Source organism: Bradyrhizobium sp. USDA 3315 (genome assembly GCF_054056795.1).
The window spans coordinates 6,909,967-6,927,183 of the sequence record NZ_JBSRYP010000001.1 but is presented as its reverse complement, the minus strand read 5'-3'; the positions used below and the strand labels follow the sequence as shown (position 1 = coordinate 6,927,183).

At 64.6% G+C, this 17,217-nt stretch carries 16 protein-coding genes; 4 read left to right on the top strand and 12 right to left on the bottom strand.

Annotation, left to right across the window (positions count from 1 at the left end):
- Nucleotides 1-69: 69 nt before the first annotated feature.
- From ACVIYL_RS32490 to ACVIYL_RS32455, 8 genes are all read right to left on the bottom strand, one after another.
- The gene (locus ACVIYL_RS32490; protein WP_456781913.1) at nucleotides 70-858 is read right to left on the bottom strand and encodes a transporter substrate-binding domain-containing protein; all 789 of its coding nucleotides are present in this window, start codon (nucleotides 856-858) and stop codon (nucleotides 70-72) included.
- Nucleotides 859-898: 40 nt separating this feature from the next.
- A complete protein-coding gene (locus tag ACVIYL_RS32485) occupies nucleotides 899-1,564 on the bottom strand; it encodes a hypothetical protein (protein WP_310879251.1) in 666 nt (221 codons plus the stop codon).
- A 141-nt stretch (nucleotides 1,565-1,705) separates the two neighbouring features.
- Nucleotides 1,706-3,130, bottom strand: coding sequence for an amidase (locus ACVIYL_RS32480; RefSeq protein ID WP_456780554.1), 1,425 nt, complete (start codon nucleotides 3,128-3,130; stop codon nucleotides 1,706-1,708).
- 69 nt (nucleotides 3,131-3,199) lie between these two features.
- Complete coding sequence (locus ACVIYL_RS32475) at nucleotides 3,200-4,189, bottom strand: hydroxyacid dehydrogenase (RefSeq protein ID WP_225646746.1); 990 nt, start codon at nucleotides 4,187-4,189, stop codon at nucleotides 3,200-3,202.
- Nucleotides 4,190-4,218: 29 nt separating this feature from the next.
- Nucleotides 4,219-5,319, bottom strand: a complete 1,101-nt coding sequence (locus ACVIYL_RS32470) for an ABC transporter ATP-binding protein (RefSeq protein WP_253608630.1) — start codon at nucleotides 5,317-5,319, stop codon at nucleotides 4,219-4,221.
- Between the two features lie 4 nt (nucleotides 5,320-5,323).
- The gene (locus tag ACVIYL_RS32465) at nucleotides 5,324-6,235 is read right to left on the bottom strand and encodes a carbohydrate ABC transporter permease (RefSeq protein ID WP_016847559.1); all 912 of its coding nucleotides are present in this window, start codon (nucleotides 6,233-6,235) and stop codon (nucleotides 5,324-5,326) included.
- The gene (locus ACVIYL_RS32460; protein WP_028340672.1) at nucleotides 6,235-7,173 is read right to left on the bottom strand and encodes a carbohydrate ABC transporter permease; all 939 of its coding nucleotides are present in this window, start codon (nucleotides 7,171-7,173) and stop codon (nucleotides 6,235-6,237) included. Before ACVIYL_RS32460 ends, ACVIYL_RS32465 begins: the two co-directional genes overlap by 1 nt.
- A 116-nt stretch (nucleotides 7,174-7,289) precedes the next feature.
- On the bottom strand, nucleotides 7,290-8,630 hold the full coding sequence (locus ACVIYL_RS32455) for an ABC transporter substrate-binding protein (protein WP_456780553.1): 1,341 nt from the start codon (nucleotides 8,628-8,630) through the stop codon (nucleotides 7,290-7,292).
- A gap of 454 nt (nucleotides 8,631-9,084) precedes the next feature.
- Between ACVIYL_RS32455 and ACVIYL_RS32450 the strand changes: the two genes are divergently transcribed.
- Complete coding sequence (locus ACVIYL_RS32450; protein WP_076828866.1) at nucleotides 9,085-9,825, top strand: Spy/CpxP family protein refolding chaperone; 741 nt, start codon at nucleotides 9,085-9,087, stop codon at nucleotides 9,823-9,825.
- A 322-nt stretch (nucleotides 9,826-10,147) separates the two neighbouring features.
- Here the strand turns inward: ACVIYL_RS32450 and ACVIYL_RS32445 are convergent, their stop codons facing one another.
- From ACVIYL_RS32445 to ACVIYL_RS32435, 3 genes are read right to left on the bottom strand one after another with little or no spacing between them, the layout of a single operon-like run.
- Nucleotides 10,148-10,534: a VOC family protein gene (locus tag ACVIYL_RS32445; protein ID WP_456780552.1), complete on the bottom strand. Its 387-nt coding sequence runs from the start codon at nucleotides 10,532-10,534 to the stop codon at nucleotides 10,148-10,150.
- A gap of 24 nt (nucleotides 10,535-10,558) precedes the next feature.
- Entirely contained in the window at nucleotides 10,559-11,746 is a 1,188-nt protein-coding gene (locus ACVIYL_RS32440; RefSeq protein ID WP_456780551.1) for an acyl-CoA dehydrogenase family protein, read from the bottom strand.
- Between the two features lie 11 nt (nucleotides 11,747-11,757).
- Complete coding sequence (locus tag ACVIYL_RS32435; RefSeq protein WP_092084732.1) at nucleotides 11,758-13,164, bottom strand: MFS transporter; 1,407 nt, start codon at nucleotides 13,162-13,164, stop codon at nucleotides 11,758-11,760.
- Nucleotides 13,165-13,383: 219 nt separating this feature from the next.
- Between ACVIYL_RS32435 and ACVIYL_RS32430 the strand changes: the two genes are divergently transcribed.
- Together ACVIYL_RS32430 and ACVIYL_RS32425 are read left to right on the top strand one after the other, a co-directional pair.
- Entirely contained in the window at nucleotides 13,384-13,680 is a 297-nt protein-coding gene (locus ACVIYL_RS32430) for a PilZ domain-containing protein (RefSeq protein ID WP_210262664.1), read from the top strand.
- Nucleotides 13,681-13,765: 85 nt separating this feature from the next.
- Complete coding sequence (locus ACVIYL_RS32425) at nucleotides 13,766-14,497, top strand: adenylate/guanylate cyclase domain-containing protein (protein WP_225646743.1); 732 nt, start codon at nucleotides 13,766-13,768, stop codon at nucleotides 14,495-14,497.
- A gap of 159 nt (nucleotides 14,498-14,656) precedes the next feature.
- Here ACVIYL_RS32425 and ACVIYL_RS32420 read toward each other — a convergent pair whose 3' ends face one another.
- Nucleotides 14,657-16,726 carry an ATP-dependent helicase gene (locus tag ACVIYL_RS32420; protein WP_456780550.1) on the bottom strand — a complete coding sequence of 690 codons (2,070 nt, stop codon included), beginning with the start codon at nucleotides 16,724-16,726 and terminating at the stop codon, nucleotides 14,657-14,659.
- A 112-nt stretch (nucleotides 16,727-16,838) separates the two neighbouring features.
- On the opposite strand from ACVIYL_RS32420, the gene ACVIYL_RS32415 reads away from it, so the two are divergent.
- Nucleotides 16,839-17,096: a hypothetical protein gene (locus ACVIYL_RS32415; protein ID WP_057018676.1), complete on the top strand. Its 258-nt coding sequence runs from the start codon at nucleotides 16,839-16,841 to the stop codon at nucleotides 17,094-17,096.
- The last annotated feature ends 121 nt before the right edge of the window (nucleotides 17,097-17,217 follow it).

The following is a 17,217-nucleotide window of genomic DNA, read 5'->3' as shown; positions in this document are numbered from 1 at the left end:
TAAGGTTCAAATCGCTGGATTGCGGTCTGGTTTCAGGCCGTGCGCTTCAAATTTTGAGCGTGGCGCGGGCTATTCGAACCATGCAGCGTAGATCTTCGCGTAGCTGCCATCTTCGCGCGCGATGTGAAGCCATTGGTCGACGAACGCTTTCAAGGCGACGTCGCGCTGCATCCAATAGGCCTTTTCCGCGAAGTCGAACGGCTTATCGGGATGCACGGCGCACAGCACGCCGGAATGCAGCTTCTGCTGATAGCGCGTCTCGGACGCATCGGTCATCATCAGGTCGGCGTCGCCCTTGGCGATCTCGTCGAAGATCTTGGTGTTGTCGTTGAAGACGCGGATCTCGGCGGTTTTCACGTGGGCGCGCGCGAAGCGCTCGTTGGTGCCGCCGGGATTGACGATGACTCGGGTGCCGGGTTTGTCGATCTCGGCGATCGTCTCAAACTTGCCCTTGTCGGCGCAGCGCGCGATCGGCGTCTTGCCTTCGCGCATGATCGGCGTCGAGAACAGACCCTTCTTCTGCCGATCGAAGGTGATGGAGACGCCGCCCATCGCGATGTCGAAATCGTCGGCCTCGAAATCCTTGGTCATTTGCGGCCACGATGTCGGCACGAACTCGACCTTGACGCCGAGCGCCTTGCCGAGCGACTGCGCCATGTCGACATCGAAGCCGCGGAAGGCCTTGGTCTCCTTGTCGAGATAGGTGAAGGGCAAATAGTCGCCGGTCATGCCGACGCGCAGGATGCCGCGCTTGACGATCTCATCGAGCCGGGACGGCGCCTGCTGCGCGTGCGCGGCGGACAGGAGCAAAGCGAGAGCGAGGCCGGCCAGCGCGCGAAACACCGAGGTCTTCTCCATCCGCATTTGATTGCGATGCCCGAAGGGCACGTATCGCGTCTCAGGCCTCGTTGCTGTCCTTGCTCGCCTGAACGACGCTTGCAGTGCGGCTGAGCATCTCGTGCTTGAAATGCTCGAAGCGCCGCCGCGCGTGGGCCTCGCGATCGTCGACGAATTTGATCGCGGCGTCCCGCTCCATCGGGCCGTTGACGAGCGGGGTCGATGCCTCGCCGACGGTCTCGTCGACATAATATTGGGCGCCGTCCTGGCGCACCGTCCAGCGGAAGCGCAGCGCGGCCATTGGTCCTGGGCCGGACTTGGAATAGCCATTGGCCTCGATCGGTTGGGGCGGCGGCTGGATCGACCCCGGCTCCGCTTCCGGCTGGCTCGGCTCCGGTTCGGTTGGCTCCGGTTCACTTGCCTCAGCTTTGCTCGGCTCAGCCTTGCTTGGCTCAGGCTGTTCGACCGGCTCGGGCTCCTCGATCGGCGGCGGCTCGACCGCCGTCTGCTCGGCAGGCGCGGCCTCGACGGACACGGCCGCGATGGACTCGACCTGGATGGACGGCGGCAAAGGCGGCGGCATCGCTATCGACGCCGGGGGCTCCGCTGCGGGCTCGACTGGCTTGTCCGCCGTCTTGTCGGTCGATTTGGAGGTCTCGGGAGGTGTGGTTGTCTGGTCGAGAATGCTCGCGATTGCGGCCAGCGCATTGTCGGTCGGGTCATTCACGGTTTGGTCTCCCAGGCTGACGGCGCGCGGAATCGTGCCGACGCCCTCCCTATCTACCTGATCTGACTATCCTTTGTCAGCCCCGGTGGTTCTGGCGCGCAGTCTTGAGGCGAAGCGGATCCGCTTCGCCTGAAAGCGTCGTCAGGCACAAACCGGCGGACGCCGGTCCTTCCAGGGGCGGACCTGTTCGAGCTGGCCGGCCAGGCGGAACAGCAGTCCTTCCTCGCCGAGCTTGGCCGCGAACATCATGCCGAGCGGCAGACCGGCCTTGTTCCAGGCCAGCGGCACCGACATCGCCGGCTGTCCGGACATGTTGAACATCGAGGTGCCCGGCATGTAGCGGCGCAGCACCGGCGCGATGTGGCCGAGGTCCTCGGACATCGTGTTCAGCTCGCCGAGGCGGAGCGGCGGCGCGCACAGCGTCGGGCTGAGGAAGATGTCGCAACCTTCGAAGAAGGTCGCAAGCGCGCGCGAAATCTGGAACGCTGCAAGCTGCGCGGCCACGTAGTCGGCCGGGTTCATCTTGGTCGCATTCTGGGCGCTGGCGAGCGTGAGCCGCTCGACATCGTCCGACGTCAGGGTGCGCCCGACGCGCTGCTCGAGCAGACGGATGGTCAGCGCCGTGTTGCCGCCGACGATGGTCGTCATGACCGCGGCGGGATCGGCCGCCAGCGGCGGTGCGCGTTCCTCGACATAATGGCCGAGCCCCGCCAGCAGCTTGGCTATGCCGCGCACCGCCGCGGCGATCTCGGGATCGATGGCATCGCCGTAGGGCGACTTGTCGGTGAAGCTGATGCGCAAATGGCCGGGATCGCGGCCGACTTCCTGCGAGAACGGTCGCTCCGGCGGCGGCGCGACATAGAGGCTCGACGGCTCCGGGCCGTGGATCGCATCCATCATCACCGCGCTGTCGCGGACGCTGATGCTGAGCACATGGCCGACCGAGAAGCCGCCCCAGCCTTCGCCGCGATCGGGCCCGCAGGGGTTGCGGGCACGCGTCGGCTTCATGCCGAACACGCCGGAAGCGGAGGCGGGGATCCGGATCGACCCGCCGCCGTCGCTGGCATGCGCGACGGGCAGGATGCGGGCCGCGACCGCAGCCCCAGCGCCGCCGGACGAGCCGCCGGAGGAATGGTCGAGATTCCAGGGATTGCGGGTCGGGCCGAACAGACGGGATTCCGTCGTCGGCATCAGCCCGAATTCCGGGCTCGAGCTCTTGCCGAAGATTGCAAGCCCGGCATCGAGGAAACGCTGGGCCAGGGTGCCGTTGTGATCGGCGACGAAGTCCTTTAGCAGGCTGGCGCCCGACGTGGTGCGTGTGCCTTCGAGCAGATCGAGGTCCTTCAGCAGGAACGGCACGCCGGTGAAAGGACCGTCAGGCAGCCCCTTGGCGATCTGGCGCTCGGCATAGTCGTAATGCTTGACGACCACAGCGTTGATCTTGGGATCGACGGCGGCGGTGCGCGCGATCGCCTCGTCGAGCAACTCCTTCGGCGTCACGTCCTTGTTGCGGACGAGCTCGGCGAGACCGACCGCATCGTAGTTGCCGAATTCCTTGAAGGCCATGTGGGTACTCCGCATCGCCGGGCCGATCCTTTCGGATCGGCCGCGGCGCAAACGAGGAAGGCTGAAAGCTCAGCCGAGGACGTCCTGGTTGATCACGTTCTGGCGCAGCGGATTGCCATCCAGCACGCTCAGGATATTGCGTGCGGTCTGCTCGCTCATGCGATCGACGGCCTCGACCGTGACGCCGGCCACATGCGGCGCCATGATCACGTTGGGCAAAGCGTGCAGGGGCTGGCCGACCGGCGGCGGTTCGACCTCGAACACGTCGAGGCCGGCGCCGGCGAGCTTGCCCGACACCAGCGCGTCGTGCAGCGCCTTCTCGTCGACGATGCCGCCGCGGGCGGTGTTGATGAGATAGGCGGTCGGCTTCATCAGCCTGATCCGCGCGGCGTTGAACAGCCCGACGGTTTCGGGATTCTTCGGGCAATGGATCGTGACGAAGTCCGCCCGCGGCAGCGCCGCTTCGAGGTTCGACACGGCCTCGCAGCCGGCAGCCGTGATCTCGCTGGCGGGCTTGTAGGGATCGTAGACCAGCACGTTCATTTCCATGGCGAGGCAGCGCTTGGCGGTGCGGGTGCCGATGCGGCCGAAGCCAACGATCAGGACGGTCTTGCCGTAGAGATCGAACGGCAGCACGCCGAGCCGGCTCGCCCAAGTGCCGTCCTTGACCATCGTGTGCATTTCCTGCGCGCGCTTGGCCAGCGTCAGCATCATGAACACAGCTTGTTCGGCGACCGACGGCGAGTTCGCGGTGCCTGCGACCATCAGCGGCACCTTGCGGCGCGACAGCGCCGGAACGTCGACGGCGTCATAGCCGACACCGATCCGGGTCACCACCATCATGCCCTTGGACGCCTCCAGCTCCGCCTCGCCGAAGCGGGTTGCGCCGAGCGCCACGCCATGGACCGGCGCATGCTGCTCGAGCATGGTCTGAAAGTCCTTGGCGGAGATCAGGTTGGGAAATTCGATGAGTTCTACGTCGTCCCGCTCGTTGAGGAGCACCCGCGCCCCCGGTGACAAAGTCTGGGTGACGAAAATCTTCTTCTTGTTGGTGGCCATTTCCTGCCCTTGAGGTTTCTTGTGCGCCGTCAAAGGACGACGCCGGTCACCTCGTTTAGCAAATGCATATTGTTGAGGTCCACAGCCAATCGGAGCGGGCTGCCATCCTGCGCACCGGCATTGGGATTGACCCGGCCGCAGACCTGGGTGCCCTCGAGCGTGAAATAGACCAGGGTCTCCATCCCCATCGGCTCGGTGACGTCGAGCATCGCGTCGAACGGCTCGATGCCCGGTTCGGCATGCGGCCGCGCCTCCATGACGTGCTCGGGCCGGATGCCCAGCAACAGCTTGTCGGTGCGGGGGAGAGCCTGGTAGCGGGCGGCGCGTGCCGGCGGCAGCGCGAAGGCGAGGCGATCGGTCAGCCGCACGTTGAGCTTGCCGCCGGTGTCCTCGAGCCGACAGGGCACGAAATTCATTGCGGGCGAGCCGATGAAGCTTGCGACGAACCGGGTCGCCGGCTTGTGGTAGAGCTCGTTGGGCGTGCCGATCTGCTCGATCCTGCCGTGGTTCATCACTACCACGCGGTCGGCGAGCGTCATCGCCTCGACCTGGTCGTGGGTGACGTAGACGGTCGTGGTGCGGACCTTCTGATGCACCTTCTTGATCTCGATCCGCATCTGCACGCGCAGCTTGGCGTCGAGGTTGGACAGCGGCTCGTCGAACAGGAACACCTTCGGATTGCGCACGATCGCCCGTCCCATCGCGACGCGCTGGCGCTGGCCGCCGGAAAGCTGCTTCGGCTTGCGGTCGATCAGATCCGTGATGTCAAGCATGCGGGCGGCCTCAGTGACCCGGCTCTTGATCTCCGCCTTGGGATAGTGCTTCAGCCGCAGACCGAACGACATGTTCTCGGCAACGGTCATATGCGGATAGAGCGCATAGTTCTGGAACACCATCGCGATGTCGCGGTCCTTCGGCGGCACGTCGTTGACGACGTCGCCGCCGATCATGATGTCGCCGTCGGAAATGTCCTCGAGGCCGGCGATCATCCGCAGCGTCGTCGACTTGCCGCAGCCGCTCGGCCCGACCAGCACCACGAACTCATGGTCGGCGATATCAAGGTCGATGCCGCGCACCGCCTCGACCTCGTCGTAACGCTTCACAACCTTCCGCAAACTGACGTCAGCCATAAGTTCAACCCTTTGTCGCACCGGCGGTCAGGCCGGCAATGTAGTAGTCCATCAGGAAGGCGTAGATGATCAGCGGCGGCGCGGCGCCGAGCAGGGCGCCGGTCATGATCTGTCCCCAGTTGAAGACGTCACCCTTGATCAGGGTCGTGATGATGCCGACCGGCAGCACCAGCTGATCGGTCGAGGTCGTGAACACCAGCGGATAGAGGAACTGAGCCCAGGAGACGGTGAAGGCAAAGATCGTGGCCGCGATCAGGCCGGGCAGCGCGACCGGGATGAAGATCCGGGTCAGCGTCTGGAACCAGCTCGCGCCGTCGATGATCGCCGCCTCGTCGAGCTCCTTCGGGATCGAGGCGAAATAGCCGATCATGATCCAGGTGCAGAACGGCACCGTCAGCGTCGGGTAGATGAACAGCAGCACGTACCAGCGATTGACGAGCTGGATGCCGGTCCAGTCGCCGAACACGGCGAACATCTTGAACAGCGGGATGAACAGCAGGCTGTCAGGAATGAGATAGGTGAGGAACACGCCGGTCGCGAGCGTCGCCGAGCCCCAGAATTTCATCCGCGCCAGCGCAAAGGCCGCCGGCACGCTGATCAGCATCGTGATGGTGACCACGATGATCGAGACCCAGGCCGAATTCCAGAAGAAGCGCAGGAACTGGTTCGAGGTCAGCAGCTCGATGTAGTTGCTGAGTGTCGGATGATAGACCCACCACGGATTGGTCGCGGCCGAGATCTCGGCGCTGCTCTTCAGAGAGGTGATCAGCATGTAGATCGGCGGCGTCAGCGAGAAGATCGCAAACAGCACCAGGAAGAAATAGGACCAGCGTAGCGCCCAGGCGCGGTCGCGGCTCATGCTGCCGTACTTGACCTTGCGGGTCGGTCCGGACTTGTCGATCGTCAGGGAGCTCATCAGGCTTCGTTCCCGCGTTTGGTGATGTCGCGCAGGATGAAAATCGCCGCGACCGCGAGGATCGGCACCATGAACAGCGAAACGCTGGCGCCGAGCGGCACATCACTGCCCTCGATGCCGACGCGGAACGCCCAGGTGGCGAAGATATGTGTGTGGTCGAGCGGGCCGCCGGCGGTCAGGATGCGCACGATGTCGAAATTGGCGAAGGTCACGATCAGCGAGAACAGCGTCGTGATCGCGATGATGTTGCGCATCATCGGCAGCGTAACGTACCAGATGCGCTGCCACCAATTGGCGCCGTCGATCGCGGCCGCCTCATAAAGCTGGTCGGGTACCGATTTCAGCGCCGCCAGATACATGATCATGAAGAATGGCGCGCCGTACCAGACGTTGACCAGGATCACCGAGAAGCGCGCCCACATCGCATCGCCGGTCCACGGGATCGGCCCGATGCCGAAGAAGGAAAGCGTGTAGTTGAAGGCGCTGTAGGAGGGGTCGAACAGCCAGAGCCACGCCAGCGTGCTCATCGCCGGCGGGATCACCCATGGCACCAGCAGCATGCCGCGCCACTTGCGCTGCTTGTTGGCGGGTACGTTGTGCACGAAATGCGCGACGATGAAGCCGATCAGGGCTTTGAAGATCACCGCCGAGATCGCGAAAATGCAGGATTGCTTGACCACCAGCCAGAAGGTGTCGCGCTTGAACAGGAACTCGAAATTGCCGAACCCGACGAACTTCGTCATCGCCTTGTTCAGCGTCGCGAGGTGCAAGGAGTAGAGGGCCGGGTAGAGCACCAGGATCGCGATCAGGAGGATCAGCGGCAAGGTCATCAGGAACGCGGCCATCGACTTGCGCCGCAGCGCGTTGCGCAGGCCGACGCGCCTTCGTCCCGTCTGGGCAGCGGCTGCGCGGTTGGATTGGAATGCGACATCAACCATAACGCAGGTCCCTCGCGCGGGTTGGTTGCACAGCTCGCCGGTTCGGCGGCTGGGATGTGAAGACGGGACCTCGCGCGGCCAACATTACGGGCGGTCGCGCGAGACCTCGCTTGTCGTCAGCTTCGCATGAAGCCTTCGCACTCGCCCTCGGCCCAGGCGAGTGTCTTTTCCATGCTTTCACCCTGGTAGTACCGCAGGCACATCTTGGTCAGCGTGGCCTGGAAGTAGATCTGCTGCGCGATCTTGGGCGGCGCGGGCGAGGCCGCAATCGACAGCGTCTGGTGCTTGTAGGGGTTCGGATAGTGGTAGAGCGTCCCCTTTGGCGGCGCTTGCTCCGCCCAGACCTTCAAGGTCGTGAGCTTTTCGTAGGCCGGCAGGTCATAGCCACCGCTGGCGACCACCATTTTCTCGATCGATGCAGGTTGCGACAGGTGCGTCAGCAGGCTCTTCGCCGCCTCCTTGTTCTTCGAGAACGACCAGATCGACCAGAAGAACGGCAGATAGGGCGCGAAGCGTCCCTTCGGCCCGGCCGGGAACCCGTGCGTCCAGCACTGCTCGGCGACTTGCGGAGCATCGCGCTTGGCGACTGCCCACGCGCTCGGCGGATTCAGGATCATCGCGCCCTTGCCGGCGACCAGCCACTTGTTGTTGGAAGCGTCGTCCCATGCCGCCACATCGGGCGGCAGGAAGGCGAGCAGCTTCTTGTAGTAGTCGAGGGCCTGGCGCACCGCGTCGGTCTTGACGGTAAGATTGCCCTTGGCATCGACCAGCTGCGCGCCGAACGACTGGAAGATCGCGCCGGCGGTGTCGACGCTGTCGCTGGTTTCGCCGAGGCCGATGCCGAACGGGAATCCAGCCTTGTGGCAGGCTTCGGCCGCCTTGAGGAAGGTATCGAGAGTCCAGTTATCGGCTTTCGGCTCGCTTCCGGCCGGATACATCTCCTGCACGTCGATGTTGGCGTGTTTCTTCATCAGGTCGATGCGTGAGCAGGGACCCTTGATCTGGCTGCCGACGCTGGCGGGAACGCCGAGCCATTTACCACCGGCCTGGCCGAGATATTTCACCGTGCCGTTGACATCGCCGTTCAGCTTGAGGAGCGGATCCATGATGTCGTTGACCGGCTCTAGCAGCTCGGCGTTAGCCTGCGGCCACCATGTCGGCATCTGGAAAATATCGTGACCGGATTTCGCCTGCGCCTCGGCGGCGATGGTGACGATGTTCTTGTTGCCCTGGCTGGTGATGTAGTCGATCTGGACCTCGACCTTCTCCTTGGCAGCCCATTCATTGACCAGCTCGGTGGACGCACTGTTCGCGCCGGGCACCCAGTGATCCCAGAAGCCCATCGAGAGCTTTCCGGCTGCGTAGGCGCCACGCACGTAGGGGGCTGTAATCAGCGCGGCCGATGACAGCGCTGTCGCTGCGACGAATTCTCGGCGCGAGAGCTTCTTCCGTGACATGGCATTCCCTCCCTGGTAGCCGACGGACAAAAGACTTTTTGAATCCCGTTGTTCTTTTTTGTGCGTCGCGTTTGCGCGACGTCGCGGGATTGCGTTGAAACCGATCAGAACAGAATTGCCGGCATCTGTCGAGAAACGAGATGCTGATGCCAACTAGAACTAACGTTGTGGTCAAATAGCAGGCAGTGCCGTTCGCATCACTGCAGTTGCCGGCGGTTTGCCGTGCGTCTTGCGATCATGCTGCGACGCACGCGGGCGGCGACGCAGACAAGGTCGCAGACGGTGCGCGGTTGAGCCGCAGCTTTCCGATCAAGCCTCAGCGAACTCTGTTCCGCCATGTTGATGCCCGGCGCGGCCGATAGACTTGCTGAAGCCGGAAACGCTAAAGTCCGGATTTGTCGAACCTACTCCCGCATCAATTCCGCAATCCACCACCGATCACGGAGACCCGATCATGCTCATCCCGGTAGCGAAGCTGCGCGCACAATGGAGATTGTGCGCCGCGGTTGGGGCCGCCACCGTCACGTTGCTCGCAGTGCCTCATATGGTCGATGCGCAGATCGTGCAGGGCGTCGAAAAGGGGGCGCGCGAGGGCAACAAGGCTGCCGGGCCGGTCGGCGGCGTTCTCGGCGGAGCCATCGGCGGCGTTGTCGGGGTGGTGACCGGCGTGACCGGGGTGTTGACCGGCAACAATGGCAACAACCCCAATGCCGGCAGCGGCAAGAACGCACAGGGCGCGGCGGCCGGCGCCAAGGCCCCCAAGTCGGCCAAGGCTGCCGCCAAGGACAAGGGCGCGAAGCAAGCGCCGACCGTGCTGACCCAGGCCGGCGCGCCGCAGCTGACGGCCGAACAGATCGTCGCCAACAGCGACGCCAACATCGAACGGATCAAGAAGGAGCTCAACCTGACGCCGGAGCAGGAGAAGAATTGGGCCGGCTTCAACAGTGCGATGCACTATCTCGGCCACAACGGCGCCGACCGACTCAACCTGCGCATCGCGCGGGCGCAGCGCGATCCGCCGGATGACATCATCGAGCAGATGCGCAACGAGGCCCAGTTCCTCAATGACCGGGCGGTCGATCAGCGCGGCGTCGCCGACGCCGCCGAGCCGCTGTTTGCCAGCCTCGACGACAAGCAGAAACAAATCTTCATCAACGAAATGGTCCGCCTGAGCCACGAACGCGGGCTCGACTGAGGAAATCTCGCCGGCCAAGTGGGGACGAATAGCCGGGCCACCAAGCCCTGGGGTAGGTTAAAGGCGCAGCACCCGGCTATTCTGCCGCAGCGGCGCGGCCCGGTTAATTCGTCATTCAATGTTGAAGAAAAACGGACCGGATCACGCCCGAGTGATGGCCGAGTCAGGGCCTTGTCGGGAACCATCCACAGCGCCCGAGGCCAGCGCGGATTGAGCCGTCAATGACCGGGACATCGGCGCGGCAAAGCGACGATGTCCTTCGGACGGCTCTGCCCGGCAATCAGCGATCCGCAAAACGCCGGCGCTTAGCTCTTCGGGAAGTTCAGCTCCACACCGACGCCGTCCGGATCGTAGAGGAAGATCTGGGTGTCGCCGGTGCGCGGCACGATCTGCTCACGGAAGGTGACGTTCTTCGACCTGCAGGGCGCTTGCGCACGGCTTCGACGTCGCTGGCGGCAAAGGCGATATGGTCGAGGCGGCCGGTGTCCTCATATTGCTTCGCGGTGCCGCGCACCACGATGCCGTCGCGGGGCTTGCGGGTGCCCATCAGATGGACGGTGGCCTGACCGCCGGAATAGAGCCAGTAGCCGGGGAAATCGAGCGGCGGCCGTTCGCCGTTCTCAAGCCCGAGCACATCGCAATAGAACGCCTTGGTCTTCTCCAGATCCTGCGGCTCGATGGTGTAATGCTGTAGTCCACCCAATGGCATGGTTCTTCTCCTTGAGAAATCGGGTTAAACGAAGCTGAGGTCGGCATCGACGCCCAGCATCCAGGCGCCGACGGTCTCGAAATGACTGAAGCGGCCCTGCAGTTGCTGCGTCACGGTGTGGATGTCGCGGAAGCGCCGCTCCAGCGGATGGCCGTCGAAGATCGCAGTGGCGCCTGCGGTGTTGTAGGCGAAATCGACGGCCTCCCGCGCCTTGTGGATGGCGTGCGTGGCCGCCATTCGGATCGTCATGCGCTGTGCCACCGTGATGCTGTGGCCGGCAACCAGATCCTTCCAGATGTCGGCCATCGACTGCAGCAGGAAGGCGCGGGCGGCGCGCAGATTGACCTCGGCTTGGGCGAGGCCGGACTGCACCACCGCATTGTCCCGCAGCGTCTTCTTCATGCCGCGCGGCACCTTGTTGCGGGCGACGTCGACGAAATTGTCGAGCGCGCTGCGGGCAATGCCGCAGGCGACCCCGGCAAAGCCGATCTGGTAGCAGGTGTGGTTGCTCATCCGGTACAGCGGGCCGTCCTCGCGGCACTCGCGGTCGAATTCGCGGGTGATCGAATGGTCCGCGCGGACGAAGAAATCGTCGAGCGCGAACTGGTCGCTGGCGGTACCGCGCAATCCGACCGTGTTCCAGATGTCGGTCCATGCGACGTCTTCGGTCCGCACCAGCATGGTGCGCTCGACCTGCTCGCCATTGGCATCCCGGCGCGGCGAGCCGTCCGCGGCATAGACCGGGCAGTGCGCGCCGAGCCAGGTGGCGTGCCGCCCGCCCGAGGCAAACGACCAGACCCCGGTGACGCGGTAGCCGCCCTCGCACTCGATCGCCTTGACCTTCGGGCCGGGGCCCCAGGCCAGCACGGCACGCGGGTCGGCAAACACTTCCTGCGCGACCGGCAGGTCGAGATAGGCCGCCGACATCGCGCAGCCGCCGGCCTGGCTCAGGCACCACGCCGTCGAGGCATCCGCCTTGGCGATGGTCTCGATGGCATGGAAGAAGGTGACGGGATCGGTCTCGATCCCGTTGCTTGAACGCGGCAGCAGCAAGCGGAACAGCCGCGCCTCATGCAGCCGGTCGAGCAGGTCGGGCGGCAGGCGGCGCGTCGTTTCAATATCGTTGGAGGCGGCCGTCACCGCGTCCCTGATCGCCTCGGCGCGGGCGATCACGTCGCGATCACCGATAAGGTCCGCAGCAGTCACATTCATGTTCGCCTCCCTCAGGCGCGCCGGATCGTTGCGGAGGCCGCGACATCGGCCGTCGCGTTGAGCTCCTTGTCGATCTGCTCGATCGATTTGCCCCGGGTCTCGAGCCCGAAGAACAAATAGACGGCCCCCGCCATCAGGAACCAGCAGCCGAGATAGACAAAGGCGGTCGGGATCTGGGTCAGTGGCACATCGGGCTTGAGGTAGTTGTTCGAACCGACGATCAGCGCAAGCCCGACCGGCCCGATGATCTTGCCAATGCCGCCGAAGCCATAGGCCGACCCCATCCCCGTGGTGCGCAGATGCGACGGCCAGACCTCAGCCGCGTAGGGACCGACGATCGCAAAGCCGCCGTCGGCGAAGAAGAAGGCGGCGGCCAGCAGCAGCCAGAACGCCGACATGCCGAACAAAGTCGCGTCGTAGTGGTAGCCGGCGATGATGGTCAGCGCGCCGGCGCCGAAGCCGAGCAGGCCGCCTGCAACACGCCGCCCCAGCAGCTCCGAGAACCAGGAGAACGAGATGCGGCCGAGGAAGCCGGTGATGCTGAGCAGGATCATCATCTTGGCGGCTTCCTGCGGCGTCACCTTCAGCAGCAGCACGAACAGCGCGGGGGCCCATAGCGTGATGCCGTAGACGCCGGTTTGCGCGCCTGCATTGCCGAGCCAGGAGACGATCAGGCTGCGCGGATATTTGAACAGATCGAACCAGCTCGTCGTGACGATCGGACCGGCGTCGGCCGCGCTCGGCAGCGGCAGCTCCGACGGCGGCACCTGCAGCGCCCAGGCCAGCGACTTGCGGGCTTCGTCATAGCGTCCTTGCCGGCACAGCCAGCGCGGCGACTCCGGGACCCAGATCCGAACCAGCAGCACCAGGACCGACGGCAGCACGCCGATCGCAAACAACAGCCGCCACTGATCGGTTCCCATGACGGCTCCGAGCACCGCGCCGAGGCCGACGCCGAGCGGGATCACGCAGGTGACGAGGCCGCCGACCCAGCCGCGCTTGTGCGACGGCATGAACTCCTGCACCAGCGGCAGGTCGACACAATAAAGACCGCCGACGCCGGTGCCGACGAAGAAGCGCAGGATCGCCAGATAGACCCAGCCGTTATCGGGTGTGAAATAGAGCAGGCCGGTCGCAATCGAGAAGTTCAGCACCGTGCCGATGAAGACGATACGCCGCCCGACCCGGTCGGCGAGCCAGCCCCAGAGGTAGGCGCCGAGGATGGCGCCGATGCCGGAACTCATCAGCACGGTGGCCGACTGGCCGAAGGTGAGCTTCCACGGTCCGATCAGGAACGCGAGCACGAAGCCGATCAAGAAGTAGTCGAAGAATTCCAGCGCATCGCCGATGATGGCCGCCGCCAGGATCTTGATCTGGTTGCCGGTCAGAGTCGTCCGGCGATCGAGAATCTCGAACATGGCGCGTCTCCCCATGGCGCCTGTTCATTGTTCCCCGGAGCGTGCGTCGCGCCAGCGCATCGCCCATAGGATGAGGCTATCCTCGTGCCAGCGCGAACGACAAGCCCGCGCCGACGCGGGGCTCATCTGCATTGGCGCGATAAGCGGTTCGGCGTACTGCTGCGCACAAATGGTGGTGCGAAAGCCCGATGTGAGCCGCCGGAGCCGTTGACTTCTGCAATGCCGATCGCCCACGTTTGCGTGGAGGAAGCGGGGAGCAGCCGGGTGGACGAAAAGCGCAAGCATCCGCGAACCGAGGTCAATGAACCCGGCTATGTCTCGTCGGGCGGTTCGGTCATGCATTGCACGATCGTGAACATCTCGCCGGAGGGGGCGGCCATCGAGGTCGAGAATCCGGCCTTCGTCCCGCACCGATTCCGCCTGGTGATGGCCCGCGACGCCTCGGTCGTCTACGAGTGCCAGGTGATCTGGAGTAAGAAGTCGCGAATTGGAGTGAGTTTCGTGGCAACCGCCTGAGCGCGGCTATCTCGATTGGGGACGCCCATGAACCTGCGTGCCAAGGCGGTCGGGTTTCGTTGCTGGAACAGCAGGTGATCCGCCGATGACTCCGGAACCTGCAACGATCTGCCTTGGCTGCTGGCAAAACCTGCATATGCCGATCCCGTTGCGCGGTCCCTTGGCGGCGCCGTTCCGTCTGTTCGGCGTCCGGCCGAGCCGCATGAACCCGAACACATGCACGCTCTGCGAGATGGCCTTCTCGAAGATTATGAAGGCGCGCGCCGTGACCATCGACGCCACCATCCTGTTCGCCGATCTGCGCGGCTACACCACACTGACGCAGACCATCGCGCAGGACGGGCTGACCTCGCTGCTCGACGCGTTCTACGACGACTGTGCCGCCGCGATCTGGCGCTATGACGGCATCCTCAACAAGACCATCGGCGACGCCGTGTTCGCGATCTTCAATTTTCCGGTGCGGCGCGACGATCATGCCGTGCAGGCCTTGCTCGCGGCGCGCCAGATCCAGCGCAGTTTTCGCGACAGGCACGACGCGCTGGTGCGGGCGATCGGCGCCGGCGACATCGAGATCGGCATTGGAATCGGGATGGATAGCGGTGACACCAATTTCGGTGAGTTCGGCCAGGCCCACCGCGACCTGACGGCAGTCGGCACGGTGGTCAATCGCGCGGCGCGCGCGCAGGCGGCCGCCAGGTCAGGCGAGATTCTTGTGACGACGGCCGTGCGGGATCGAACCCGCGACATGATCACGGCAGCCGGTGCCGATTACACCCTGAAGGGCTTCGACCAGCCCGTCACATTATTTCCTGCGTGAATTGGCTTTCGCGTGAATTGACGCGGCGCAAAAAAGACGGCTCCAGCCTGCAACTGCGCGCCGAAGCCGTCGGGGATGGTCGTTTGCCGATTACGAACGCCGCCTCAACGCAAGGTCGGCGGCTTTGTTCCAGCCCGGATGAAAAGCTTCGAACCGGCGTCAGCGCCACATGCCGCGCATCCGGGCGCCGATGTCGATCGGCGGCGCGCGGTTGGCCGCGGGTGCCTGCGCGGCCGCGGCGCGCGGCCAGGTGGTCCGCTCGAACATCGGCAGCAGTCGTTCCGGGATGAAGCGGGTGCGCGAGGCATACATGTGGCGGTCGGCCTTGGCCGCCTGGCCGTGGACGAAGAAGCGCTGCGGCACCAGCAGATGCAGATCGTCCTTGGCGCGGGTCATCGCGACATAGAGCAGGCGGCGCTCCTCCTCGAGTTCGGCCGACGTGCCGGCGCCGAGGTCGGAGGGCATGCAGCCGTCGACGACATTGAGCACATAGACGGATTTCCATTCCTGGCCCTTGGCGGAATGGATCGTCGACAGGATCAGATAATCCTCATCGAGCAGCGGCGCGCCAGCCTGGTCGCTGGTCGCATCGGGTGGATCGAGCGTGAGTTCGGTGAGAAAACGCTCGCGTGACGGGTAGCCGGCGGCGATCTGCTCGAGCTGAATGAGATCGGCGCGGCGTACCTCGCTGTCCTCGTGGATGCGATCGAGATGCGGTTCGTACCAGAGGCGGGCGCGTTCGATATCGACGGGCCATTCCGAGTAGCGGAGGTTCTCGATGGTCTCCACGAACAGCCGCCAATCCGCACCGGCGCGGGGCGGAGCGGGCAGCGCGACGAGCGCAGCAATCGGATCGGCGGCCTCCGTCATGCGGTCGAGCACCCGCTGCGCCGAGGCCGGACCGACGCCGGGCAACAGATGCAGGATGCGAAAACCTGCAACCCGGTCGCGCGGATTGGCGGCGAAGCGCAGCAGCGCCAGCATGTCCTTGACATGCGCGGCGTCGAGGAATTTGAGGCCGCCGAATTTCACGAACGGAATGTTGCGGCGGGTCAGTTCGACCTCCAGCGGTCCGCTGTGCGAGGAGGTGCGGAACAGCACCGCCTGGTGCTTCAACAGGGTGCCTTCCTCACGATTGGCCAGCACCTGCTCGACGATGTAACGGGCCTGATCGGCCTCGTCGCGGATCGTGACGAGCAGCGGCTTACGGGTCGAGGTCCGGTCGGTCCACAGGTTCTTGGTGAAGCGCTCCTTTGCGAGCGAGATCACGCCATTGGCCGCCGACAGGATCGGCTGCGTCGAGCGATAGTTGCGATCGAGCGTGACGATCTCGGCGGCCGGGCTGAACTGGGCCGGGAAGTCAAGGATGTTGCGCACGGTGGCGGCGCGGAACGAATAGATCGACTGCGCGTCGTCGCCGACCACGGTGAGCCCGCGTCCCGCGGGCTTGAGTGCGAGCAGGATCGAGGACTGCAGGCGGTTGGTGTCCTGATATTCGTCGACCATCACATGGTCGAAGCGGCCGCCGATCTCCTCGGCCAGGGCGGTGTCCGTCACCATCTGCGCCCAGTAGAGCAGGAGGTCGTCGTAATCGAGCACGTTCTGCCGCTGCTTGGCTTCGACATAGGCCCCGAACAGCTGCTTCAATTCACTGGCCCAGCCGGAGCACCACGGGAAGAACTGGCCGAGCACGGCCTCGATCGGCATCTCCGCGTTCACGCAGCGCGAATAGATCGCAAGGCAGGTGCCCTTGGTGGGGAACCGGCCTTCGGTGCGGGAGAACCCGAGATCGTGGCGGACCAGATTGATCAGGTCGGCGGAATCCTCGCGGTCATGGATCGTGAAGGCCGGGTCGAGGCCGATACGCTCGGCGAATTCGCGCAGCAGCCGCGCGCCGATGCCGTGGAACGTGCCGGCCCAACTCAGCGCGTCGGTCATGACCGAGGCGCGATCGCCGAGCACGCGGCGCGCAATGCGCTCGACGCGGCCGGCCATCTCGGCGGCGGCGCGCCGCGAAAAGGTCATCAACAGGATGCGGCGCGGATCGGCGCCAGCGACGATCAGATGCGCGACGCGATGGGCGAGGGTGTTGGTCTTGCCGGACCCCGCGCCCGCGATCACCAACAGCGGCGCGCCGACGATGCAATCCTTGCCGACCCCGTGCTCGACAGCGCGGCGCTGCTCGGCATTGAGCGCATCGAGATAGGCTGTGTTGGCAAGATCAGTCACGAATCACCCCCACGAAACGCTAACAGACATTGCGATTCATTGGGGCCGACGCGCCGAGGCGGACGCAGAGAAATTAGATTGACATTAACGCGGCGCGGCGCACAACCCCGCCATGGGTGACGTATCCAAATCCGACACGCCGCTGAAGGCGACGTTCAAGGTGCGGCTGAACGGCGAGACGGTGACGCTCGCGACCGTCGGCCAGGCCTATAGCTTCATCAGCAATCTCAGCGCCGTCGAATGGATGGAGTTCCGCTCGCTGCATGACGAGGCATTGGTTGCGCTCGAGAGAGCGGCCGGTAACGCCATGCTGACGGTGCAAGCGACCAACGCGTTGCGGATGCTGTTCGTCCGCGCGAAACTGCTTTGAAAAGAAAATGAGCCGCCTTGGTGTTCCATTGGCCCTCCAAGGCGGCCCGAGAGTGCGGCTGAAGCGCATTGCGCACCCGGCCGTCGCGTGTACCGCCGTTACCTTGTTTGCGGCCATAACG